Source organism: Staphylococcus sp. GW821-FHT11H10, assembly GCF_058807855.1.
In genome coordinates this window covers 60,940-77,408 of sequence record NZ_JBXARC010000002.1, presented here as the reverse complement: position 1 = coordinate 77,408, position 16,469 = coordinate 60,940, and the positions used below count along the sequence as shown (strand labels likewise).

Here is a 16,469-nt window from a genome sequence, read left to right as displayed (position 1 = left end):
ATTGGTGTATGATTTTAATTGTAGAAAGTTCAAAGGGGGAGAAATAAAATTGATTTCTATACTTACAGTTATGCAGTTTATTGTTAACATCATGATATTTATTGTGATTCTTTCAATAATCGGCTTAGTACTTGTGTTGCTATTTAAAGATAAAGGGCAGAATCAACACAGTGTCTTACGTAATTATCCTGTTCTAGGACGTGTACGTTACTTTGCAGAAAAGATTGGACCAGAATTACGTCAATACTTATTTGCTAATGATACAGAGGGGAAACCATTTTCAAGAAACCAGTACACAAATATTGTGCTAGCAGGTAAATACAACTCTCGAATGTCTAGTTTTGGAACACAACGAGAGTATAAGGATGGATTTTACATACGAAATACAATGTTTCCTTTACAACGTAATGAATTACAAATTGATAATCAAACTATGATTTCAACATTTATCTATAAAGTAGACAACGAGCGTTTATTTCAACGTGATGAACATAGAGATCAAACAGATATTGATCCGTATTACTTAACAGACGATAACGCTATTATTCTCGGAAACAATCTAAGACATCCATATAAAATCAAACGTCTAGTCGGTCAATCAGGAATGAGCTACGGTGCACTTGGTGGTCGAGCAATCACTGCATTATCTCAAGGGTTAGCTCGTGCAGGCACATGGATGAATACAGGTGAAGGTGGATTGTCAGAATATCACCTTAAAGGTGGTGGCGACATTATCTTCCAAATCGGACCAGGTCTTTTCGGTGTCCGTGATAAAGATGGCAACTTTAGCGACGAGCAATTTCTGAAGACAGCCAATCATAAAGAGGTAAAAGCATTTGAAATTAAACTCGCACAAGGTGCTAAAACCCGCGGTGGACATATGGAGGGCAATAAAGTTACAGAAGAAATAGCCAAAATCAGAAACATCGAACCCTATAAAACCGTGAATTCACCTAACCGATTTGATTTTATAGACTCACCTGAAGACTTATTACAATTTGTAGATAAACTACGTCAACTAGGTCAAAAACCTGTCGGCTTTAAAATCGTAGTGAGTAAAGTTGAAGAAATTGAAGCGCTAGTTCAATCGATGGTTGATATGAATATTTACCCGGATTTCATCACAATTGATGGCGGCGAAGGTGGTACAGGTGCGACATTCCAAGAATTACAAGATGGTGTCGGTTTACCACTATTTACGGCGCTGCCTATCGTATCTGGTATGTTAGAGCAACATCAAATTAGAGATAAAATGAAAATCTTTGCCTCAGGTAAATTAATCACGCCAGATAAAGTAGCAATTGCTTTAGGATTAGGTGCCGATTTAGTTAATATTGCTCGTGGCATGATGATTAGTGTAGGTTGTATTATGAGTCAACAATGTCACTTAAATACATGTCCTGTGGGTGTTGCGACGACAGATCCTAAGAAAGAAAAAGCACTCATTGTCGATGAAAAGCAATATCGAGTAACGAACTATATTACAAGTTTACATGAAGGACTATTTAACATTGCAGCCGCAGTTGGTGTCAAAAGTCCGAATGAAATTACAAGTGACCATATTGTAATTAAACGCATTGATGGTTCAATAGAAAATATCATTGACTATAAATTGAAATTAATACGTTAACTCGATGACAAATTTAGGTTAGGTTCGGACAAAATAATATTTTATAGCTATTTCGTATACTCGTAATAGCTGACTAAAAAGAGAAGGTGCTTATATCAAGTGCCTTCTCTTGCTTAGTATTTCTTGATTTTATTGAACACCCTATATATATCGTTCAGAAATTCTATCCCCTACCTTTCAATTCCTACTAATTCAGTTTGATTTCATTTTAAAGTGCTGTATAATAATTAAAAATAAATTATCAGAATATTCTATTGATTGGAGGTAATATTTATGACAGACAATCATCCAAATTGGAAATTTGAAACACAAACAATTCATGCCGGACAAGTTATCGATGAATTCTCAAAATCACGTGCTGTGCCTATTTACCAAACATCAAGTTATGTCTTTGATGATACGCAACATGCCCAAGACCTATTCTCTTTGGCTAAACCAGGTAATATTTACACACGAATTATGAACCCAACTCAGAATGTCTTTGAAGCTCGTATCACACAATTAGAAGGTGGTGTTGGTGCATTAGCTACCTCTTCAGGTCAAGCTGCTATTACATTGGCATTACTTAATATTGTGGAAACTGGTTCAGAAATTGTAGCATCGTCTAACCTATATGGCGGTTCTTATAACTTATTAAACATCACCTTTGCAAAACTAGGTATTAAAGTTCACTTTGTTGACCCTAGTGATCCTAACAACTTTAAAGCAGCGATTAATGATAAAACAAGAGCGATTTATGCTGAAACAATCGGTAATCCAGCTATAGATGTATTAGATATTGAAGCGGTAGCACAAATTGCTCACGATAATGGTTTACCACTTGTCATTGATAATACTTTTGCTTCTCCTTATTTATGTCGTCCATTTGAACATGGTGCTGATATTGCTATCCATTCAGCTACTAAATTTATAGGGGGCCATGGTACATCAATAGGCGGCATTATAGTTGATAGCGGTAAGTTTAATTGGGATAACGGTAAGTTCCCTGGATTAGTCGAACCTGATCCAAGTTATCATGGCATTTCATATACGAATGATGTAGGTGAAGCTGCATACATCACTAAAGCACGTGTTCAATTATTACGTGATTTAGGTTCAGCTGTATCGCCTTATAATGTTCATGAATTTTTAATTGGTTTAGAAACATTACATCTACGTATGGAACGTCACTCTGAAAATGCCTTAAAAATTGCTCAATTTTTAGATCAACATCCTAAAGTCACTTGGGTAAATTATCCAGGCCTTGAAAACAATAAATATCATAGCTTGGCTAAAAAGTATCTATCTAAAGGACAAGGTGCTATTCTTACATTTGGCGTGGATGGTTCAGTGGAAGATATCGCCCGCTTCGTAGATAAATTACAACTATTCTCATTACTTGCAAATGTAGGAGACTCTAAATCACTTGTCATCCACCCTGCAAGTACAACACATCAACAATTGACTGAAGCAGAACAGCGTCAATCTGGTGTACTTCCTGAAATGGTTCGTCTATCTATAGGTACTGAAAATGCTGAAGATATTATTAACGACTTAAACGATGCACTTAGCATTATTTAATCATAAAAAACAAGCTGTAACGACTTGAGCATTACTCGTTGTTACAGCTTTTATGATTCATTATTCATCTGTCATATTACTTTTTTGTTTAAAGCCTAATTTCTTTAATTCTCTAACGGTCCCTTCCATATTGACCTTTTTGCCTTTTTTAGATGTTGCCATTAAAGAGAAGTGCTTCTCGACTTCTTTGATGTTTGCTTTTTTATAGTTTATATCGATTGTTTCAACCCATTTTTCATGATTATTTTCTAAGCTATAAGATACACCTTTAAGGTCTTTCAATTGATGATGATCATGGAACGTCTTCTTAGCTTCTTTCTTAGACATACCGAAATCATTATATTTTAATGTTGTTACCGTTGATTGTTTTACTACTTTATTCTTTTTATAAGACAATGTCGTTAATACATGCTTCCCTTCCATGTCACCTTCATATGTCTTAGAGCGTTCCTTACTACACGCTCCTAATATACTTACACTTAACACCATTAATATCGTCAATACAAAGAACTTTTTCATCATACTCATCTACTTCCCACTGTGTCATTTTTCAATTAAATTATAGCATTTACTTTATCTTATTACGTATATCATTACCAGATAATTTTTATTAGAAACAATTTTTTCAGAAAATCAAAAATCTACATGCTACAATGATAGTAAATAATGACGTTAGGAAGTGTGTGCTTATGAAAGAATCAATTGAATTATTGAAATCATTGACTGATGTAAATGGCATTGCTGGTTATGAACGCAATGTAAAGGCAAAGATGAAAGAATATTTAGAGCCTGTAAGTGATGAAATTATAGAAGATGGTTTGGGTGGTATCTTCGGTAAAAAAGCAAGTGACAATGGAACAAAATCACTTATGGTCGCTGGCCACTTAGATGAAATTGGCTTTATCGTGACTAAAATCGATAATAATGGATTTATCAAATTCCAACCTATTGGTGGTTGGTGGAATCAAGTCATGTTATCTCAAAAAGTAACTATCACAACAGATGATGGTACTGAAATCCGTGGTCTTATCGGTTCAAAACCACCACACGTACTTGATCCAGAAGAACGTAAGAAGCCTGTCCAAATTAAAGATATGTTCATTGATATCGGTGTTCGAAGTAAAGAAGATGCTGAAAATCACGGTATCGAAGTTGGCAATATGATTACACCTTATAGTGAATTTGAAGAATTAGCGAATGGCAAATATTTAACTGCTAAGGCATTCGATAATCGCTACGGTTGTGCACTTGCAATCGATGTTTTAAAAAGACTTAAAGACGAACAAATCGGTGTAGATTTATATGCAGGGGCAACTGTGCAAGAAGAAGTTGGATTGCGTGGTGCTAAAGTTGCTGCTAATAAAATCAAACCTGACCTCGCTATTGCAGTGGATGTTGCAGTCGCATACGATACACCAGGAATGAACAACCTTGGAAGTGAGACGACTTTAGGAAATGGTCCTGTAGTAATCTTAATGGATGCATCTAATGTTGCACATCAAGGCTTACGTCAACATATTAAAGAAGTTGCAAGAAGACATTACATTACTGTGCAATGGGATACAACAGCTGGCGGTGGTACAGATGCAGGAAGTATCCATGTTGCAAATGAAGGTATACCTACAATTTCTATTGGCGTTGCCTTACGTTATATGCATTCAAATGTGTCAGTACTCCACACAGATGATTATGAAAATTCAGTACGCCTTGTAACTGAAATCGTTCGTTCACTAAATGATGATGCTTATGAGAGAATAAAATGGTAAGTTACTAGTTAAAATATTATGAATTTGATAGTTTAAGTCATATCATCAAAATATCGCATTCTCACACTAGTGTGTGGTGTGCTTAATATAATGAAGATTAACGTCATTTGACGTCACTAAACCCTAGTCTACTGCCATAGACTGGGGTTATAATATTAACCTTCATTTTAATTTAACTATTACAATTAATTGCTATTCTACTGAATTCTTCCATCTATCATCACTTAACATTTCTCCTGGCCAAGTATAAGCCATAACACCACCATCAATTCGAACCGTTTCACCAGTAATAAATGAACTATCGTCAGATGCTAGAAATGCAACAAGTTTACCTACCTCTTCAGGTTTACCTAATCGACCTAATGGAGTGACCCATTTTTGATTATCGCGGAACGTTTTACCCGCTTCATCTTCTGAAGTACCAGCTAAATTGTCTACTAATGGTGTTTCAATTGTTCCTGGTGCAATAGCATTCGCACGAATATTCTCACGACCATATTCAATAGCGATAGATTTCGTAAAGTTAATGACTGCACCTTTGGCAGCGTTATATCCAGAACGATATAAGTCGGCCGCTTGTCCTGAGAATGATGCCGTATTAATAATAGAACCGCCTTGTTCCATCATTAACGGTAATAAGAATTTGGTTACTAAGAATGTACCTCTCATATCCACTGCCATAATTTTATCGAATACTTCAACAGGATACTCGTGGATTCGGCCTGCGCTATTATCTACACCCGCATTATTAAAGATAACATCTACACGCCCATACTCATCTCTAGCTTTATCCGCAAAGTCTTGGACTTGTTTATCATCTGAGATGTCTACTTTATACGCAGTAGCTTTACCTCCATTATGATTTATTTCTTCAACCGTTTTTTCTAATTCATCCGAAATATCAAGGGCTAGTACATGTGCACCTTCATTAGCCAAGGCTTTTGCTGATGCTTGACCGATACCTGTACTTGCACCAGTGATGACTGCAATTTTATTTTCTAAACGTTTCATAACGGCTTTCACTCCTATTTTCAAATTTCTTTAATGAAATTTAACTCATCTATACAATATTTATCTTCCACACTTCAAACACCCTCAAACCTTATGCTCATAATGATAGCGCTTCATCACACAATTTAATTCCAATCTTATTTAATAAGTAATTATTATTGTACTTATCACATTAATAACCAATTCTTATACTTAAATTTCTGAAAATTGCTATATTTTAAAAATCAGTTTGTTATACTTTGAGTTAACTAACAAAGGGGGGCATTTTATGACCACTAATACAAAAGAAAGAACATCTTTAGTTAATAAATTTCTAAATGGTGTTGAAAAAGCTGGTAATAAATTACCAGACCCTGCAATGCTTTTCTTCTTAATGTGTGTTGGCTTAGCCGTTATCACTTGGATTGTGTCTCTTTTTGATGTGTCAGTGAAACATCCAGGAAATGGAGAAACCATACATATAAAGAGTATTCTTAGTACTGAAGGTATCGCTATGATTATGAATGATGCCGTTAAGAACTTCTCTGAATTTCCTGCGCTAGGACTTGTATTAGCAGTGATGATTGGTGTCGGTGCTGCTGAGAAATCAGGATATTTTGATAAGTTAATGATTTCAGTTATTAACCGAGCTTCAAAGCGAATCATTGTACCTACAATCATTTTAATTGGGATATTAGGAAGTCTAGCTGGGGATGCAGCAACAGTCATTTTACCCCCACTAGCAGCAATGATCTTTATTAAGATTGGCTATCACCCAATCGCCGGTCTTGCAATGGCCTATGCTTCTTCATTAGGTGGTTTTGGTGCAAACTTTTTAATTGGTATGCAAGATGCATTAGTCTATGCATTTACTGAACCAGCGACGAAGATTGTTTCAGATAGCGTCAAGATTAATGTGGCTATGAACTGGTACTTTATTGCCGCAAGTGTCATCTTAGTAATTCCTGTTATCTATTTCACTACAACAAAGGTTGTTATACCACGTTTAGGCGAATATGATGCGAGTCAAGCAAATTATGATGAAGACGAGGAAACATCATCTCATATTACACCAACTGAAAATAAAGCATTATTCTGGGCGAACATGTCATTTCTTTTACTGATTGTTGCCCTAATCATTTGTTGTATTCCAGAAGGAAGTTGGTTAAGAAATGCTAAAACAGGCAGTCTCATAGACGATTCACCCTTAATTAATGGTGTTGGTTTAGTAATTCTTGTTATTTTCTTAATTCCTGGGATGGTCTATGGCATTTTGAGTAAACAAATCAAGAACTCGAAAGATTTAGGTAGTATGATTAGTGACTCTCTTGGTTCAATGGGATCTTTCATATTAATCGTATTCTTTGCAGCTCAATTATTAGCATTCTTGCAATGGAGCAATCTTGGTATTATTGTATCAGTCTATGGCGCCAAATTACTTCAACATCAAAATGGTATCGTGCTTATTATAGGCATCATTATTCTTAGTAGTTTTATTAACTTAATTATAGGTAGTGCATCGGCTAAGTGGGGTATTCTGGCTCCAATCTTCGTACCGATGATGATTTTACTAGGTTATCATCCTGCATTTACTCAAATGATTTATCGTGTAGGTGATTCAATTACAAACCCAATCACACCGATGATGCCTTATATGCCACTTATTCTATCTTACGCGCAAAAGTATGATAAAAATATGAAACTAGGTTCCCTACTTTCAAGTTTAATGCCATACACCTTTGCGTTAGGTGTCGTATGGACATTATTCGTTATCGCTTGGTACTTACTAGGCATTCCATTAGGACCAGGTGGACCTGTTAAAATTCCGAAATAATATAATAATTAAACATAATATTTTAGCCATGTAGATGTGCACAAACCTCCTCTATCTCCGAGGAGGTTTATTTTTTATGTAATCCCTTACAAAATTTTTACTAATTACTAAATATTTATCGCAGTCTCCCTTTTTCAAAGTATTATATTACGGTAAAATAAAAGTATAGAAGTGTATTTTAATCAACATTATTCTAGTCATTTAGGAGGACACGATGGAAGAACGAATAGGTTTAGTAGATATTGGATCAAATACTATCAGATTAGTTATTTTTAACTTTAATAAAGAATCAGGAATTAATGAATTGCTCAACATTAAGACGCCTGCACGACTAAGCCAATATCTCACTAAAGATAATAAAATGAGTAAAGAAGGCATAAAAGTACTCATTAATGCATTACACAGCTTTAAATCTGTGTCTGATAAATTCAATGTAACTGAATTACATCCGATTGCTACTGCCGCAATCCGTCAATCTAAAAACAATGATGAAATTGTCAAAGAAGTTAAAAATGAAGTTGATATTGATATTAAAATCGTACCCGAAGAAGACGAAGCTTACTATGGTTACTACGCAATTACTCACACTACTGAAATTGAAAATGGAGTATCCGTCGACATCGGTGGCGGTTCAACTGAAGTAACGTTATTTAAAGATAAAGAGTTATTTGAATCACATAGTTTCCCTTTCGGTGTCGTAACACTTAAAAGAAAGTTCTTCAACGACAAAGATCATAACGACAAAGGCGCCATTAAAGATATGGAGAAATTCCTATCTCAACAATTTGAATCTTTAGAGTGGTTGAAAGATCAAGAGGTTGCACTTGTAGGTGTCGGTGGTTCCGCACGAAATGTAGCTCGTATCCATCAAGCCGAACATTCATACCCTATTGGCGGTGTACACAATTATACAATGACGAATAAAGATATTGATGAAGTCTTTGATATCATTCGTAAAAGTGATCGCGATGATTTAACCAACCTTGACGGCCTAAGTCGTGACCGTGTAGATATCATCTTACCAGCTGTATCAGTGTTTAAAACGTTGTATAAAATTGTAGACGCTAAACAATTCACATTCTCTAGAAATGGTTTACGTGAGGGGTATGTCATGAAGCAAGTACGTGAACGCTACCCTGATGTCTTCGATAAAAATAATGTACGTAAAGAATCAATTCATTTCTTAGCACGTGAATATAAGATTGAAGATGTTAGTTCACAAGCACGTCTTAAATTAGCTAAATCCTTATTATCACAATTAATTGATATCGCTGATTTAGACATCAGTGATAACGATCAACGTCTATTTGAAGAAGGCGCTTATATTTACTACCTAGGTAGCTTTATCGATTCAGATTCAAGTTCTCCACACACGTACTACATCATTGCTAACTCTATGATTAACGGTTATACACATAAAGACCGTGTTAAATTAGCGCTACTCGCCAGTTTCAAAAATAAATCACTATTGAAATTCTATTGCAAAGAAACAGATTGGTTTAGCAATAAAGAAGTAGATACGGTTCAAGCACTCGGTGGCATCATTAAATTTATCAACGCTTTAAATATTTCTCAAACAAGCTTCGTAGTCGATGTTGAATTGAAGAAAATGAAAAAAGGCGACGAGGACTATCAATTAACTGTTTTTTATACTGAAGGCGAGCCTATTGCAGAAGAATATCAAGCAAACAGACAGAAAAAACATATTGAAAAGATACTTAAAGGAAATGTTTCCATTATCTTTACAAAATCTTAAAACAAGTATGCTATCTTAAACTTAGGATGTTATGCCTTTTACTTACTAATTGAAAAGAATAACGCATATTTGAGGAAATGACGAGGTGTATTTGGAATGCAAACTCAATTGGGAGAAAATGATATTAGCTTACCGCAATACTACAACAACCGCGAACTAAGTTGGCTTGATTTCAACTATCGCGTACTTCAAGAAGCATATGACAAAAATAATCCGCTACTAGAGAAGTTAAACTTTATATCTATTTTTAGTTCTAACTTAGATGAATTCTTCATGGTTCGCGTTGCAGGTTTAAAAGACCAAGTTAAGATGGGCTACGACAAACCAGAAAACAAAGCACAAATGACACCACAAGAACAAGTTGATGCCATCCAAGAAAAAGCTAAAAAATATGTTGATACACAATATGAACGTTACAACGAATTAATGATTGAACTTAAAGATTATGAAATAGTGATGTGTGAACCACACGAATTATCTGAACCTTTGTTAAGCAAATTGGAAAGAGATTTCAAGTTAACGATTTTACCAACGTTGACACCACTTGGCATTGATGCGTATCATCCTTTCCCTAAACTTAACAATAAAAGTTTAAATATCTTCGTAGATATTGATACTGAAGATGCAATCAACTCAGCAATCGTTCAAATCCCGTCACTCATTCCAAGATTCTTAACTTATAATGAAGGTGCTAAACAATATGTCGTCATGGTTGAAGACGTCATCACATATTTTATCAATTATTTATTTACAGGTTATGAAGTATTAAATACCTTCACATTCAGAATCACAAGAAATGCCGATTTAACGATACATGAGGATGGCGCTGAAGACTTACTTATCGAAATCGAACGTTTCCTTAAAGAACGTAAGAGTGGTTCAGCTGTACGTCTAGAAGTTGATGGTCGTACTGCAAACCCAGATGATTTAGACTGGCTTATCGAAACATTGGAAGTTGATAAGCAAGATGTTTATTTCTTAAATGGACCATTAGACTTAACATTTATTTTCGGCTTAGTCGATCACCTATCTCATAAATTAAACTATTTAACTTATGAAAAATATTCACCACAGATTCCACGTTCTTTAGGCAATAATAATTTATATGAACTTGCATTAAAACGTGATATCTTCTTCCATCACCCATACGAATCTTTCGAACCGATTGTTGACTTTATTCGCGAAGCTGCAGACGATCCTAATACAATAGCGATTAAACAGACATTGTATCGCGTTAGTAAAGACTCACCTATTATTAAGAGTTTGAAAGAAGCTGCTGAAAAAGGTAAACAAGTAACCGTACTTGTAGAATTGAAAGCACGCTTCGATGAAGAAAACAACGTACACTGGGCACGCATGTTAGAAGATGCAGGTTGTCACGTTATATATGGTATGACACATCTTAAGACACACAGTAAAATCGCTTTAGTCGTTAAACGTATTGGTGGCGAATTAACATCATTCGTTCACTTAGGAACAGGTAACTATAACGACAAGACTGCGAAACTCTATACAGATATGGGTATTATCACTACAAATGAACAAATTGCAGAAGATGCCATTAACTTCTTCAATTATTTAAGTGGGTACTCAGTAAAACCAGAATATAATAAATTAATCGTAGCACCATTTGATATTCGTGATGTCTTTATCGATCGCATAGATAAAGAGATTAGCAGTCACCTTCAACATGGCAACGGTAAGATTATGATGAAGATGAACTCACTTACTGATAAAGCCATCATTGAAAAGTTATTCGAAGCATCACAAGCCGGTGTGAAGATCCAACTCATTATTCGCGGTATCTGTTGCTTAAAACCAGGTATTCCTGGTATAAGTGAAAACATTGAAGTAGTAAGTATCGTAGGGCGTCTATTAGAGCACTCTCGTATTTATTACTTCCACAACAATGGTGATGAACGTATCTACTTATCATCAGCTGACGTAATGACACGTAACATGATTAAGCGTGTTGAAATCTTATTCCCAGTTGAAGATAAAGAAATTGGAAAACGCCTAGTCGACTTCATGGACTTACAATTATCTGATAATCAAAAAGGACGCTACCAAGATGAACATGGTCATTATCACTATGTGGAAAATAACTTATCACCGTTAAATTCACAAGTCTATTTAATGCAAGAAGCAATTAAATATGGACAAGAACTTAAAAAACGTTCAGCTCAACCATCAGGTATGCCAGTTGTATCTAAACGTCGTGCGAATTGGATGAAACGTATTCGTCGTTCTCTAAAGAAATAACATATAAAATAGGCAATGGTCGCTCATGACCATTGCCTTTATTTTTGTAAACTATTTTATTTCTCAGGGTGATCATACCAATGATTTAAGAATTGGTAGAGAACATCACTATAGGTTTGTAGTTCTGATGCTTCTATCTTCTCATCTACGCTATGTGCTTCTTCTAAACTACCAGGCCCGTATAAAATAGTTGGTATACCAAAGTGTGCTGTCCAACCACCATCAGTTACAGTCGTACTCATACCATGCTTTAATTCCGTTCCATGAACAGTTTGATGTGCTAACTGTAATTGTTTAAATCCAGGATGTTCAGTAGGTATGGTGAAGCTAGGGAAGATTTCACCTTTGTCTTCAATCATTGATTCACCGCCCCATTCAAACTTCAATGGATTCTCCCGAAGCCAAATATCAGCCTCAGCCACACGATTCAAGTAATCTTCTATTTCTGCAACTACATCTTCATATCGCTCGTTTGGCAAATAATGAACCGTTATCCATAAACGACATTCATCTGCAATGAATGCTGGATGGCGTCCACCTTCAATCACTGCCGGGTTAATGGTATTTGCACCTGGAGGCATACCAGGACTATGTTTCATTACAGCCCAGTGCTGTTCTAATTCATTAAGTGCTTGAATAATTTTTGTCATTTTTTCAATGGCACTCGCACCAAATAGCCCACCACCAGCATGGATGGTTTGACTACGCGCACCATCATGAATGGTATTCTTACTTTTCACGGTAATCCAGCCGGTAATCACACCACCTTGACCAAGCGCCATATTCTCACTTGTGTCTAACACGAGTGCTAAATCAGCTTCAGGTCCAATTTCACAAGCAAGTTTCGTACCTGCTTCACCTACTTCTTCTCCTACAACTGATTGTACGATAATATCACCTTTAGGTTGGCGTCCTTCTTGATTTAACTTTTCAAGAACATAAAATAATGACGCCATACCACCTTTCATATCACTTACCCCACGACCATAAAGCCAGTCATCCAATTGGGTTAATTCAAATGGCGAATACGTCCAGTTTGAATCATCATCTACTGATGCCACATCTACATGGCCATTTAATATAAGTTTAGGTGCGGAAGGGTCACTCCCCTTCAAAGTCGCGACAATGACACTATCATTCTTATAAAGTTGTTCCCGTTGAATACTAAATCCAAGTGCTTTTAATAATTCTTCAATCTCATCTTGCAAAGGGTCTGTATTACGTCCAGGTGGACTCTCCGTATTATAGCTAACTAATAATTCTAATAAGTTATAAAGACGTTTCTCCATCTTTGTCACTCCTTTAAATCATAATCCCCCACTACGTCCTTCAATATGAGTGTACCATTTTAAAATAATTTTACACTATCCAAGTACTTAATGTCCTAGCCTCTCTATAAGCTACTACACTGGTCGTACTGTCACTTCGTTCACATTAACATGTGCAGGTTGTGTTAATGCGTAAACAATCGCATCTGCAATATTTTCAGGATCTAGTTTCTTACGACCACCAAAGTCACTGCGTTCTGTCATTGGTGTATCTACCATTCCTGGTAATATGCTTGTTGTTTTAATCCCTGTTTTTGCTAATTCTTTTTCTAAGCCATTAAAAATCATCAGTACAGCAGATTTTGTAGCACTATATAATGCACTTTCTTTAGATACTTCATTCGCAGATATAGATGCTAAATTTACTACATGTCCTGACCCTTGTGCTTCAAACTTAGGTAATATCGAATTGAGACTGTATAGAAGTCCTTTAATATTCGTATCAACCATTGAATCCCATGATTCTACTTGATAGTCTGTGATTTTAGATGAACGCATGACACCTGCACAATTTACGAAGATATCCACGTGTCCAAATACATCGATGGCTTTTGTTACTAATGCATCTACTTCTACTTGGTTTGTCACATCTGTAGGTACAATGTGTATATTGTCTTCATTCATATCTTTCGCTAACGTATTCAATTTATCATGACTACGTCCTGCTAATACGACTTTAACACCTTGCTTCTCAAGTGCTTTTGCTGTTGCTGCTCCGATACCACTACTTGCACCGGTAATAATTGCTACGCGTCCGTTTAATTCTGTCATTTCACTTCATCCTTTACTTTAGATTCATAAAATACATTACCTTATTTAAAATGCATTAAACCTTTAAGACAATTCCCAGGAAATATTATTATGAAAATACTAAGATGAATTGTAATCTTTATGAAAACGTATTAAAGTTAATATATGTAATTAAATCATTGGGCATATAGAAAGATAGGAGGATACACAATGACATTTGAAGAACGTATTCAAACGTTACGCGCTGAAAAGAGTAGAACAAGTTTCTCGTTTCATTTCATCGATTTATATAGTGAAGAAGAATGGATGAATATGAGTGTGAAGCAACGTACACGACAAGAGAGAGAATTTATAGCACAATTGGACCAAATTCCACGTGTAAGAATGCCATTCTCTAGTCAAGAAGGCTACAAGTTTAAGTTATATAATCAAGAATATCAATATAATGAAGTTAAGAAGAATTTCAAAGATTTGTAATACACTGAAGCCCGTATCTCTATGGTAAGATACGGGCTTTCAACACATTATTCCAGAATGATTAGGGGTATATTTATGGTATGCCTTCGACTGCTCACCAACGAAGGCATATAAGGTTCTTGAATGTTAATAGGAGGCCATTCAATTTGTATTAATTTGTAACGAGTGTTTTACGTTCGAGTCCATAGTAATATAGTCGTTCTGCATCAATATATGGAATTGAATCGATAGTCAAGTAGCCATCTTTAATATCACCGATCATTCCTTGATTAACACCAGTTTTCAAATAAATGTCGTAACTGCCTTCATCAGAAAAAACAACTTCTTCAATTACTTTTCTCATCAGTATCACTTCCCATTACTTATTCCTTACAATTCTTATCATACACCCTTTTAAAAATTTTTAAAGTCTTTTGTGATAGTTTTCACAAATAGTTCACTTTTTTGAAAATGAAAGCTATTGAAGGAATTTATGTATGTGGAATATAAAAGGATTTATATTTCACTTAAGTCGATATACTTGCCTAGGGGGCTATAAAGTAGTTCTTAGATAGATATTCACTTACTTAAGTTATTTCGCTTTCCTGCGGCAAAGGCTCAAGCCTGTAGTCTTGAGACACTTTCTTTTCCGCTAGGATTCTTATAACTTCGCTACGTTATCTATCTAAGAACTACTCACAATGCGTTAAAGCGCTTAGGTTCAGGTAATTATACTTTTATGTTATCCCTCTTAACTATGATGTATATTCTATGGTTTAACATTAAATATTTTAAATTGAATACACTCGGCATTAAAGACTTTCTCTATTAAATCCTCTACACTTTCAAATTCATCATGGTTTTCATATGGATCAATAATATAAAACTTAGGTGTTTTACTATTTAATCCTATAATTCTGAATATCAAATATTTTTGAGGGTTCTCATACATGGCATATATTTCATTTAATGATAAGTAAAAAGGTTCATCCTCTTTTTTAGATTTAGTGGCTTTAATTTCAATATATTTTTCAACTGGACTATCTAAATTTTGAGGATCAAAAGCAGTCATGTCATATCCATATCCGTGCAGTTCACCCATAGATGTATCAATTGTATTAATAAATTGTTCTTGTAAATTTTTATCAGATATATTTTTTTCAATTAAATTCATAAAATATTGATAAGCTAATTTTTCTCCAATTTGTCCCGTTATTTTGTTTTCTTTATGGGCTTTTTCAATGTCGTCATCAGTTTGTTTTTTAGTAGAGGTCTTATATTTTTTTGCATATGTGGAAGCTTTGGGCTTATCTATTTGAGACATTTGAATATTTTTATTTTCATTAATACTTTCATTAAGTTCTTTAGTCTCTATTATTGTTACTATTTCATTAATATTTAATAATAAAGCGTTATATTCATTTATATTAATTTTATTTACTAATCCGTTAAGTAATTTAATCATTTCTTTGTAGTCTGAAATCATCATATCCTCGGTATACACTTCAGTCTCAAAATCATAATACTTATAAATAATTGAACCGTGAGCATATCCACTTGGCAAATCCGATTTATCATATTTACTATCCTTATTATTTGAATAATAAAATCTACCTACTTCAAAGTTATTATCATCCAGATATGACGCTAAATACTTGGAAAGGGCAAGTGCTTTTTCTTTAGCTTTTTTCACACCCAAAGTTTTTTCTTTAATTTCGCTCCAACCTTGATTTAAAGAGAGATATACCCCTTTGCCTTCGGGGTGAAATAAATAAACAATGTAGTAACCTTTTTGAGTGCTTTTAGTTATATTAGTGTTAAAGGTAGTAACCCATGGAACCATACTATAATTTCCCTTTCCAACACTTCCAGTAGTTGAAAGGTCTTTATTATAAGATAAATTTTCTAGCTGTTTGGGCAATAATTCTTCAATAATTGATGAATACTTGTCACTTAGGTCCCAATCTTTATTCGTTCTGACATCCTCACTATTTTTCATTTTTATCAAATTCAAAACATTTTTTATATCTTTTATCATCTTGAATCCCTCTAATCATTATGTATATTACATATATTATTATATATTCAAAATAATAAAAGACACCATAGTGCAATTTAAAATCTGACTAATTACACT

13 protein-coding genes are annotated in these 16,469 nt (G+C 34.7%); 7 read left to right on the top strand and 6 right to left on the bottom strand.

What is annotated here, in order from left to right; translation table 11 throughout:
• Positions 1-52: 52 nt before the first annotated feature.
• On the top strand, positions 53-1,630 hold the full coding sequence (locus AC1RRU_RS01905) for an FMN-binding glutamate synthase family protein (RefSeq protein WP_029376624.1): 1,578 nt from the start codon (positions 53-55) through the stop codon (positions 1,628-1,630).
• 273 nt (positions 1,631-1,903) lie between these two features.
• Positions 1,904-3,190 carry an O-acetylhomoserine aminocarboxypropyltransferase/cysteine synthase family protein gene (locus AC1RRU_RS01900; protein WP_053019513.1) on the top strand — a complete coding sequence of 429 codons (1,287 nt, stop codon included), beginning with the start codon at positions 1,904-1,906 and terminating at the stop codon, positions 3,188-3,190.
• Between the two features lie 60 nt (positions 3,191-3,250).
• Here AC1RRU_RS01900 and AC1RRU_RS01895 read toward each other — a convergent pair whose 3' ends face one another.
• Positions 3,251-3,712 carry a YehR family lipoprotein gene (locus AC1RRU_RS01895; RefSeq protein WP_033079732.1) on the bottom strand — a complete coding sequence of 154 codons (462 nt, stop codon included), beginning with the start codon at positions 3,710-3,712 and terminating at the stop codon, positions 3,251-3,253.
• Positions 3,713-3,879: 167 nt separating this feature from the next.
• Between AC1RRU_RS01895 and AC1RRU_RS01890 the strand changes: the two genes are divergently transcribed.
• Entirely contained in the window at positions 3,880-4,956 is a 1,077-nt protein-coding gene (locus AC1RRU_RS01890) for a M42 family metallopeptidase (protein ID WP_049426135.1), read from the top strand.
• Between the two features lie 192 nt (positions 4,957-5,148).
• On the opposite strand, the gene AC1RRU_RS01885 is transcribed toward AC1RRU_RS01890, so the two are convergent.
• Positions 5,149-5,967, bottom strand: coding sequence for an SDR family oxidoreductase (locus AC1RRU_RS01885; protein ID WP_016930773.1), 819 nt, complete (start codon positions 5,965-5,967; stop codon positions 5,149-5,151).
• Between the two features lie 268 nt (positions 5,968-6,235).
• On the opposite strand from AC1RRU_RS01885, the gene AC1RRU_RS01880 reads away from it, so the two are divergent.
• From AC1RRU_RS01880 to AC1RRU_RS01870, 3 genes are all read left to right on the top strand, one after another.
• Positions 6,236-7,780 carry an AbgT family transporter gene (locus tag AC1RRU_RS01880; RefSeq protein ID WP_016930774.1) on the top strand — a complete coding sequence of 515 codons (1,545 nt, stop codon included), beginning with the start codon at positions 6,236-6,238 and terminating at the stop codon, positions 7,778-7,780.
• Between the two features lie 214 nt (positions 7,781-7,994).
• Positions 7,995-9,536 carry an exopolyphosphatase gene (ppx, locus tag AC1RRU_RS01875; protein ID WP_016930775.1) on the top strand — a complete coding sequence of 514 codons (1,542 nt, stop codon included), beginning with the start codon at positions 7,995-7,997 and terminating at the stop codon, positions 9,534-9,536.
• A gap of 96 nt (positions 9,537-9,632) precedes the next feature.
• Complete coding sequence (locus AC1RRU_RS01870) at positions 9,633-11,798, top strand: RNA degradosome polyphosphate kinase (RefSeq protein WP_049394717.1); 2,166 nt, start codon at positions 9,633-9,635, stop codon at positions 11,796-11,798.
• A 56-nt stretch (positions 11,799-11,854) separates the two neighbouring features.
• Here AC1RRU_RS01870 and AC1RRU_RS01865 read toward each other — a convergent pair whose 3' ends face one another.
• Both AC1RRU_RS01865 and AC1RRU_RS01860 read right to left on the bottom strand, forming a co-directional pair.
• Positions 11,855-13,087, bottom strand: coding sequence for an acetylornithine deacetylase (locus AC1RRU_RS01865; RefSeq protein WP_016930777.1), 1,233 nt, complete (start codon positions 13,085-13,087; stop codon positions 11,855-11,857).
• A gap of 114 nt (positions 13,088-13,201) precedes the next feature.
• Complete coding sequence (locus tag AC1RRU_RS01860) at positions 13,202-13,897, bottom strand: SDR family oxidoreductase (RefSeq protein ID WP_016930778.1); 696 nt, start codon at positions 13,895-13,897, stop codon at positions 13,202-13,204.
• Positions 13,898-14,086: 189 nt separating this feature from the next.
• On the opposite strand from AC1RRU_RS01860, the gene AC1RRU_RS01855 reads away from it, so the two are divergent.
• Positions 14,087-14,353, top strand: a complete 267-nt coding sequence (locus AC1RRU_RS01855; protein ID WP_016930779.1) for a DUF1413 domain-containing protein — start codon at positions 14,087-14,089, stop codon at positions 14,351-14,353.
• 151 nt (positions 14,354-14,504) lie between these two features.
• Here the strand turns inward: AC1RRU_RS01855 and AC1RRU_RS01850 are convergent, their stop codons facing one another.
• The gene (locus AC1RRU_RS01850; protein ID WP_011274908.1) at positions 14,505-14,696 is read right to left on the bottom strand and encodes a hypothetical protein; all 192 of its coding nucleotides are present in this window, start codon (positions 14,694-14,696) and stop codon (positions 14,505-14,507) included.
• Positions 14,697-15,101: 405 nt separating this feature from the next.
• Positions 15,102-16,370 carry an MrcB family domain-containing protein gene (locus tag AC1RRU_RS01845; RefSeq protein WP_016930780.1) on the bottom strand — a complete coding sequence of 423 codons (1,269 nt, stop codon included), beginning with the start codon at positions 16,368-16,370 and terminating at the stop codon, positions 15,102-15,104.
• Between the last annotated feature and the right edge of the window lie 99 nt (positions 16,371-16,469).

What these genes read in the sequence shown, in the direction of transcription:
- AC1RRU_RS01850 (WP_011274908.1), bottom strand. Translation starts at nt 14,696, where the DNA reads ATGAGAAAAGTAATTGAAGAAGTTGTTTTTTCTGATGAAGGCAGTTAC.
- ppx (WP_016930775.1), top strand. Translation starts at nt 7,995, where the DNA reads ATGGAAGAACGAATAGGTTTAGTAGATATTGGATCAAATACTATCAGA.
- AC1RRU_RS01870 (WP_049394717.1), top strand. Translation starts at nt 9,633, where the DNA reads ATGCAAACTCAATTGGGAGAAAATGATATTAGCTTACCGCAATACTAC.
- AC1RRU_RS01885 (WP_016930773.1), bottom strand. Translation starts at nt 5,967, where the DNA reads ATGAAACGTTTAGAAAATAAAATTGCAGTCATCACTGGTGCAAGTACA.
- AC1RRU_RS01890 (WP_049426135.1), top strand. Translation starts at nt 3,880, where the DNA reads ATGAAAGAATCAATTGAATTATTGAAATCATTGACTGATGTAAATGGC.
- AC1RRU_RS01880 (WP_016930774.1), top strand. Translation starts at nt 6,236, where the DNA reads ATGACCACTAATACAAAAGAAAGAACATCTTTAGTTAATAAATTTCTA.
- AC1RRU_RS01900 (WP_053019513.1), top strand. Translation starts at nt 1,904, where the DNA reads ATGACAGACAATCATCCAAATTGGAAATTTGAAACACAAACAATTCAT.
- AC1RRU_RS01855 (WP_016930779.1), top strand. Translation starts at nt 14,087, where the DNA reads ATGACATTTGAAGAACGTATTCAAACGTTACGCGCTGAAAAGAGTAGA.
- AC1RRU_RS01860 (WP_016930778.1), bottom strand. Translation starts at nt 13,897, where the DNA reads ATGACAGAATTAAACGGACGCGTAGCAATTATTACCGGTGCAAGTAGT.
- AC1RRU_RS01865 (WP_016930777.1), bottom strand. Translation starts at nt 13,087, where the DNA reads ATGGAGAAACGTCTTTATAACTTATTAGAATTATTAGTTAGCTATAAT.
- AC1RRU_RS01895 (WP_033079732.1), bottom strand. Translation starts at nt 3,712, where the DNA reads ATGATGAAAAAGTTCTTTGTATTGACGATATTAATGGTGTTAAGTGTA.
- AC1RRU_RS01845 (WP_016930780.1), bottom strand. Translation starts at nt 16,370, where the DNA reads ATGATAAAAGATATAAAAAATGTTTTGAATTTGATAAAAATGAAAAAT.